Origin of the sequence: Pseudomonas marincola (genome assembly GCF_900116605.1) — a bacterium.
In the GTDB taxonomy this organism is placed as follows: Bacteria; Pseudomonadota; Gammaproteobacteria; order Pseudomonadales; family Pseudomonadaceae; genus Aquipseudomonas; species Aquipseudomonas marincola.
Window position 1 is genome coordinate 65,268 of the sequence record NZ_FPBC01000020.1, and the last position, 7,172, is coordinate 72,439.

Annotated in this window: 7 protein-coding genes; all 7 read left to right on the forward strand. The window is 59.5% G+C overall.

Annotation, left to right across the window (positions count from 1 at the left end):
- Positions 1-86 precede the first annotated feature (86 nt).
- A complete protein-coding gene (locus BM395_RS21885) occupies positions 87-1,517 on the forward strand; it encodes a coniferyl aldehyde dehydrogenase (RefSeq protein ID WP_069902321.1) in 1,431 nt (476 codons plus the stop codon).
- A gap of 65 nt (positions 1,518-1,582) precedes the next feature.
- A complete protein-coding gene (locus BM395_RS21890; RefSeq protein WP_090515675.1) occupies positions 1,583-2,128 on the forward strand; it encodes a twin-arginine translocation pathway signal protein in 546 nt (181 codons plus the stop codon).
- Between the two features lie 53 nt (positions 2,129-2,181).
- Positions 2,182-3,777, forward strand: coding sequence for a GMC family oxidoreductase (locus BM395_RS21895; protein ID WP_090515677.1), 1,596 nt, complete (start codon positions 2,182-2,184; stop codon positions 3,775-3,777).
- Positions 3,778-3,889: 112 nt separating this feature from the next.
- Positions 3,890-4,369 carry a pantetheine-phosphate adenylyltransferase gene (coaD, locus tag BM395_RS21900; protein WP_069902318.1) on the forward strand — a complete coding sequence of 160 codons (480 nt, stop codon included), beginning with the start codon at positions 3,890-3,892 and terminating at the stop codon, positions 4,367-4,369.
- A 142-nt stretch (positions 4,370-4,511) separates the two neighbouring features.
- The gene (locus BM395_RS21905; RefSeq protein ID WP_090515678.1) at positions 4,512-4,763 is read left to right on the forward strand and encodes a YfhL family 4Fe-4S dicluster ferredoxin; all 252 of its coding nucleotides are present in this window, start codon (positions 4,512-4,514) and stop codon (positions 4,761-4,763) included.
- A gap of 132 nt (positions 4,764-4,895) precedes the next feature.
- Positions 4,896-6,569 carry a gamma-glutamyltransferase gene (ggt, locus tag BM395_RS21910; RefSeq protein ID WP_244529028.1) on the forward strand — a complete coding sequence of 558 codons (1,674 nt, stop codon included), beginning with the start codon at positions 4,896-4,898 and terminating at the stop codon, positions 6,567-6,569.
- Positions 6,570-6,972: 403 nt separating this feature from the next.
- A partial coding sequence (locus BM395_RS23475; RefSeq protein ID WP_212633039.1) for a hypothetical protein occupies positions 6,973-7,172 on the forward strand: 200 nt, incomplete at its 3' end.

The following is a 7,172-nucleotide window of genomic DNA, read 5'->3' on the forward strand; positions in this document are numbered from 1 at the left end:
TAATTGCTCTAAAAAATCATCAAGCCCTTTCCGAAGATCGACTGCCAAGTGCATGCCGCTCTTCACCGCTCACCGAGGATGAGTCAATGGTTGCCGATGTCGCTTATATCCAACAAAGCCAAGAACAGATAAACCAGCTTGAAGTCACCTTTGCGCAACAGCGGCAGGCCTTCAACGGCCTGCCCATGCCATCTGCCGAGCAGCGTATTCAATGGCTTGGCGCTCTCAAGCAATTGATCCTCGATGAGCAGGACGCCCTTTGTGCGGCGATCAGCACCGACTTCAGCAACCGCTCAACGAGCGAGACCATGCTGGCCGAGATCATGCCAAGCCTGCATGGCATCACCTACGCCACCAAGCGCATCAAGAAGTGGATGAAGCCGTCCAAGCGCAGCGTCGGGATGCATTTCATGCCCGCCTCAGCCAAGGTGGTTTATCAGCCATTGGGCGTGGTCGGCGTGATCGTGCCGTGGAACTATCCGCTGTTTCTGGCAATTGGCCCGCTGGTTGGCGCGCTGTCAGCCGGTAACCGGGTCATGATCAAAATGAGCGAATCGACTCCGGCCACGTCGCAGTTGGTCAAAGACCTGCTCGCGCGTATTTTCCCTGAAGATCTGGTCAGCGTGGCATTGGGCGAGGCCGAAGTCGGCATGGCTTTCTCCAAGCTGCCGTTCGATCATTTGCTGTTCACCGGCGCCACCAGCATCGGCAAACACGTGATGCGCGCAGCCGCTGAAAACCTGACTCCGGTAACCCTTGAGCTGGGCGGCAAGTCGCCTGCAATCGTTTCTGCCGATGTTCCGCTGAGCGACGCGGCCGAGCGAATTGCCTTCGGTAAAACCGTAAACGCCGGCCAGACCTGCGTGGCACCAGACTATGTGTTAGTGCCCAAGGATCGTGTCGATGGCTTCGTCGAGGCCTATCGCGCCGTGGTGCAGAAGTTCTACCCGAACCTCAAGGACAACCCCGACTACACCGCGATCATCAACGAGCGCCAGTTGCAGCGTCTGAATGGCTACGTGACCGACGCAGAAAGCAAAGGCGCCAAGGTTATTCCGCTGTATCCGGAAGGCCAGGGCCGCCGGATGCCGGCCACTGTGCTGCTCAATGTCAACGATGAAATGAAGGTCATGCAGGACGAAATCTTCGGCCCGCTGCTGCCTATCGTGCCGTACGATCGCCTCGAAGATGCGTTCAAATACATCAATGAACGTCCGCGTCCGCTGGCGCTGTATTACTTCGGCTACGACAAGTCGGAGCAGGAGCGTGTGCTCGAGCAAACTCACTCTGGCGGCGCCTGCATCAACGACACGCTGCTGCACGTGGCGCAAGATGATATGCCGTTCGGCGGCATCGGCCCTTCCGGCATGGGCCATTACCATGCTCACGAAGGCTTCCTGACCTTCAGTAAGGCCAAGGGTGTGTTTATCAAGCAGCGCTTCAACGCGGCCAAGTTCATCTACCCGCCATACGGCACCGCCGTGCAGAAACTCATCCACAAAATGTTCGTTCGTTAAACGTAAAAACCCGCCCCGGCCAACATGCCGGGGCGGGCCAAGCGACTGCTACGGTGCTAATAAAAATGACAGACACCTCGAACACCCTGCCTGATCTTTCTCGACGTAACCTGCTTAAAGTCGGCGTGATGGGCTCAGCCTTTCTGGCCACGGCCGGCGTCACCGCAACGCTCAGCGGCTGCTCCGCCAGTAAGCCGGGCACGGGCATGCAAGCTTTGCGCGACACCGACCTGCCCATGCTCAGCGCGGTTATTCCGGCGATTCTTGCCGGCGCTGTAGCACCAGAAAAAATGCCTGCGGCGATCAAGGGCACACTGAGCAGCATTGACACCTCCCTCGCTCATCTGTCTCCCGAACTGCTGAAAATGACCCTGCAACTGTTCGACCTGTTGAGCATGGGCATTACCCGCGGCCCGCTGACCGGTATCTGGGGCAGCTGGCAAAATGCCTCGATTGAGGACGTAAACGCGTTCCTGCTGCGTTGGCAGAACAGCAGCCTGGCCATGCTCAACATGGGTTATGGCTCATTGGTGCAACTGGTACAAATGAGCTGGTATGGGCGCAAAGAGTCCTGGGCCCATTGCGGCTATCCGGGCCCACCCACCGTATAACCGCCGAAACACGCACACTAAAAAACATAAGAATTTGCGGAGAGCTGTCTCTAATGCCTGTGCCAGATATTTTTGCCGAGGGCCTCGCCAGCGGCTGGAAAACCTACGACGGTTCGCGCCTGGAAAAAGACCTGACCCTTGAGGCCGACATTGCCATTGTTGGCTCCGGTGCAGGCGGCGGCACCAGCGCCGAAATCCTCAGCGCAGCCGGCTACAAGGTGCTGCTGATCGAAGAAGGCCCGCTGAAAACCAGCAGCGATTTCAAAATGAGCGAGCCCGAGGCTTACAGCACCTTGTATCAGGAAGGTGTCGGGCGCATGAGTAAAGACGGCGCAGTCATCATCATGCAAGGCCGGGCTGTGGGCGGCACGACGCTGGTCAACTGGACTTCAAGCTTCCGCACGCCGACGCCAACCCTCGAACACTGGGCCAAGGAGCACGACGTCAAAGGCCACAGCGAAGCCGAAATGGCGCCTTGGTTCGAGCAGATGGAACAGCGCCTTGGCGTTGCGCCGTGGGCCGTCCCGCCGAACGCCAACAATGATGTGATTCGCCTTGGTTGCGACAAACTCGATTACCACTGGAAAGTCATCCCGCGAAACGTGCGCGGTTGCTGGAACCTCGGTTATTGCGGCATGGGCTGCCCGACCAATGCCAAGCAGTCGATGCTGGTCACCACCATTCCGGGCATGCTCAAAAACGGCGGCGAATTGCTCTACCTGGCCCGTGCCGAACGCCTGACCTTCGACGGTGATGCGGTTTCCGGCATCGAATGCGTGGGCATGGATGAACGCTGCGTAGCGCCCAATGGCCGCAAAATTCGGGTCAAGGCCAAGCATTACATTCTTGCCGGCGGCGGTATCAACACGCCGGGGTTGCTACTGCGCTCCAAGGCTCCAGACCCGCACTCCCGCCTCGGCAAGCGCACCTTTCTGCATGTGGTGAATTTCTCGGCAGCGCTGTTTGACCGGGTGATCAATCCGTTTTATGGCGCGCCTCAATCCATCTATTCCGATCACTTCCAGTGGAATGACGGCGCCGCTGGCCAGCAGTCGTACAAACTGGAAGTACCGCCCATGCAACCGGCGCTCACCGCGACGCTGCTGGGTGGCTTCGGCACTGAAAGCGCCGTGCGCATGGAAAGCTTGCCGCACACCAACCTGATGCTGGCGCTGATGCGCGACGGTTTCCATCCGCAGAGCGCCGAAGGCACGGTCGAGTTGCGCGACGACGGCAGCCCGACCGTTGACTACCGCATGACCGAATACACCTTTGACGGAATTCGCCGCGCGTATGAAGCCATGGCCGAAATTCAATTTGCGGCTGGCGCACAAAGCGTGATGCCGGCGCACATCGACGCCCGCCACGTAAAAACCATGGCCGAAGCTAAGAGCATGATTGACGGCCTGAGCATGGAAATTTACCGGGCGAAGCTGGGTTCTGCTCACGTCATGGGTGGCTGCGCCATGGGCGAAGACCCGAAACAAGCCGTCACTGACAGTCTGGGCCGCCATCATCAGCTGACTAACCTGTCGATTCACGACGGCTCGCTATTTCCCACCAGCATTGGCGCCAACCCACAACTTTCGGTATACGGGCTCACCGCCAAACTCTCTACACTGCTGGCTCAGCGTCTGAAAACGGCCTGATTCCACTCAAGCAGGCGGCAGTCAATTTACCCGCTGACTGCCGTCCGACTTGGCCGCTGCTTACTGCTGCGCTAACATCCGAGTCCCAAACGGACACCGCCAGGACGTCACGATGAATCGAGTGCTATACCCAGGCACGTTCGACCCTATCACCAAGGGCCATGGTGATCTGGTTGAGCGCGCGTCTCGCCTGTTCGACAGCGTGATTATCGCGGTCGCTGCAAGCCCCAAGAAGAACCCACTGTTCCCTCTGGAGCAACGCGTCGCGTTGGCGAAGGAAGTCACCAGCCATTTGCCCAATGTTGAAGTCGTAGGCTTCTCATCGTTGCTGGCCCACTTCGCCAAAGAACAGGGTGCCAATGTATTTTTGCGCGGTTTGCGTGCGGTGTCGGACTTCGAATACGAGTTCCAACTGGCCAACATGAACCGCCAGCTGGCACCGAACGTCGAGAGCCTGTTCCTCACACCGTCGGAAAAATACTCGTTTATCTCCTCAACGCTGGTGCGTGAGATTGCAGCCTTGGGCGGCGATATTTCCAAGTTTGTGCACCCGGCCGTGGCAGCTGCGCTGACCGAACGCTTCAAGCAATAAGCAGCGCACGTCCCCCCAGTCTTGGCGCATCACGCGCCAAGTGCTGCGGTGCGCATGGCACTGTGCGCAACAATCCGGCACAATTCACCGATACTGGCTTGATTGTGCCGCGACGGATCGTCCCGGCAGGAGTGTTAACTGCATGTCCCTGATTATCACTGACGACTGCATCAACTGCGACGTCTGCGAACCTGAGTGTCCCAATGCTGCAATCTCTCAAGGCGAAGAGATTTATGTCATTGACCCCAACCTGTGCACCGAATGCGTCGGCCATTACGATGAGCCGCAGTGCCAGCAAGTGTGCCCGGTAGACTGCATCCCGCTCGACGAGAACAATGTCGAGAGCAAAGATGAGTTGATGGAAAAGTACCTGATCATCACTGGCAAAGCCTGACCGCTAAAGCGAGTCGACTTCGCCTGCGGCGATCAAAGCCCAACAAGTGGATGGTTTATCCTGACTAAACCCCACCCGAGATCAGGCTTTGGCCTAGTCTGAAACGGAGCGCGCCGCCCCCGGATGAAGACCATGAATCTGCAACGCCTGCTACCCGCCCTGCTGCTTTTCGCTGCTGCCTGCCTCTCGGCAGCCGAGCAACCCGGTCGTGCGGCAATAGCCAGCGCTCATCCAGCGGCCACAGTCGCCGGCGAAGAAACCCTGGCCCTGGGCGGCAACGCCTTTGACGCCGCCGTCGCCATCAGCGCCGCGCTGGCAGTGGCCGAGCCGTACAGTTCAGGTTTGGGCGGTGGCGGTTTCTACCTGCTACGCAAAGCGGGCGACAAGCCCGATTACCGGTTTATCGATGCACGCGAACGCGCGCCCATGGCAGCGAATATCGACCTGTATCGGCACGACGGTAAAGTGCAGCCTGAACTCTCATTGAATGGCGCGCTGGCTGCCGCAATTCCGGGGTTGCCGGCCGCACTGGTGCACCTGGCCGAAAAATACGGCCGCCTGCCGCTGCGCGATTCACTGGCCCCAGCTATTCGTCTGGCGCGTGATGGCGTGTCCTACGACCGCGTGTACCTTGAGCGGGCCGGATGGCGCCTTGCGGCCATGCGCGATGACCCCGAAACGGCGCGTATCTTCCTCGACAGAGGCAACCTGCCGCCGCAACTGGGACTGCTGCGCCAACCCGACCTGGCGCTGACACTTGAGCGATTGGCGCGCGACGGCAAAGGCGGGTTCTATTCCGGCGAAACCGCGCAACTGCTGGTCAATGGCGTGCGCAACGCTGGCGGCATCTGGACGCTGGGCGACCTGGCCAACTACAAAATCGTCGAGCGCCAACCGATCCACGTGATCCTCAACGATGGCCGTCACCTGATCAGCGCGCCACCGCCGTCAGCCGGCGGCATTGCCATCGCCCAAAGCCTGGGCATGCTCCAACAGCTGCCTTGGCGCGAAGCCGATCCGGTGCAGCGCACGCATTTTGTAGTCGAGGCGCTTCGCCGCGCGTATCACGATCGTAGCTTGCTCGGCGATCCGGACTTCATCAAAAATCCGGTTCGCGAACTGCTCGACCCTGCGTATCTGCATACGCTGACACAAGGCATAGACCCCAAGCGCGCCACCCCAAGCTCAAGCCTGCCGCCTGCTGGCAAACTGCATGAAGGCAACCACACCACCCACTTCTCGGTACTCGATGCCGAAGGCAATGCAGTGGCCGCCACGCTCTCGATCAACCTGCCCTTCGGCGCCGCATTCACGCCCAAAGGCAGCGGCGTCTTGCTCAATGATGAAATGGACGACTTCGCCGCCGACGTTCAAGGCTCAAACGCCTACGGCTTAACAGGCAGCAGCGCCAACGCCATCGCCGCCGGCAAGCGCCCTCTGTCGAGCATGAGCCCGACCTTCATCGAAAGCCCCGGCGAATTCGCCAGCTTCGGCACCCCGGGCGGCAGCCGAATCCCGAGCATGGTGCTGCTCTCGGTGCTGCAATACCTGGACGGCCAACCCATCGAACGCTGGCCCAGCGTGGCGCGCTATCACCACCAATACCTGCCGGACGTGATCGAACACGAACCGAGCACATTCAGCCCCGCGCAAATCAGTGCCCTGCAAGCTCGCGGCTACCAACTCAAAGCCCTCACCCGCCAATACGGCAACCAACAAGTGCTCTACTGGAACAAAACCGACCACCGCGTAGAAGCCGCCAGCGACCCCCGCGGCGTTGGCACCTCAGCCGTCGGCGCAAAGTAAACCCCGCCATGACGGAAGCCACTATGCGGATTCCATCCTCCGACGAAACGGTGTCCCGAGACTCACACATAACCGGAGGATGGATAGCGGCGCAAAGCAACGCAATCCGTCAGGCAATGTACGCAACACCATCAACGCCAGATTGATAAACAAGCCCACCATCAAGCAACCAGCCCCAACATCCAAAGCCGATCACCAAAAGCCCAAACACCAACAATCCCCAGCCGATCCTATCCAGCCCAGACACCGCCAACCGCCCCATTCCAGCCGGCCAAATGCAATCGTTGCGCAGTGGGTCGAGCCGCAGGGATGCGGCGAGAGTTGCGTTGGGCCAAGGACGGCCCATCGCGACGTGCCCACGGAGCAACGATGAAATGCGGGAAGCCGAGCAAAGCGAGGCCCAATGGAGGGGCAAGTCTTTTTGGTTAGCTTGGGGGACGCGCGTAGCAGACGTATGCCAACAGTAACTCGCCGTAAGGGCGAAAAGGTGACGCAAGAACAATACAAATTCAGGCTTAGCGCCAGCGTTCAAAAACCACAACCCAATCAAAAGCAGACCGCGCACAGCAGGCCAACCGCCATGTCGGAAGCCGCGATGCGGAT

Excerpts from the sequence above, each read along its gene's own strand:
- BM395_RS21885 (WP_069902321.1), top strand. The coding sequence starts at position 87 with ATGGTTGCCGATGTCGCTTATATCCAACAAAGCCAAGAACAGATAAAC.
- BM395_RS21890 (WP_090515675.1), top strand. The coding sequence starts at position 1,583 with ATGACAGACACCTCGAACACCCTGCCTGATCTTTCTCGACGTAACCTG.
- BM395_RS21895 (WP_090515677.1), top strand. The coding sequence starts at position 2,182 with ATGCCTGTGCCAGATATTTTTGCCGAGGGCCTCGCCAGCGGCTGGAAA.
- coaD (WP_069902318.1), top strand. The coding sequence starts at position 3,890 with ATGAATCGAGTGCTATACCCAGGCACGTTCGACCCTATCACCAAGGGC.
- BM395_RS21905 (WP_090515678.1), top strand. The coding sequence starts at position 4,512 with ATGTCCCTGATTATCACTGACGACTGCATCAACTGCGACGTCTGCGAA.
- ggt (WP_244529028.1), top strand. The coding sequence starts at position 4,896 with ATGAATCTGCAACGCCTGCTACCCGCCCTGCTGCTTTTCGCTGCTGCC.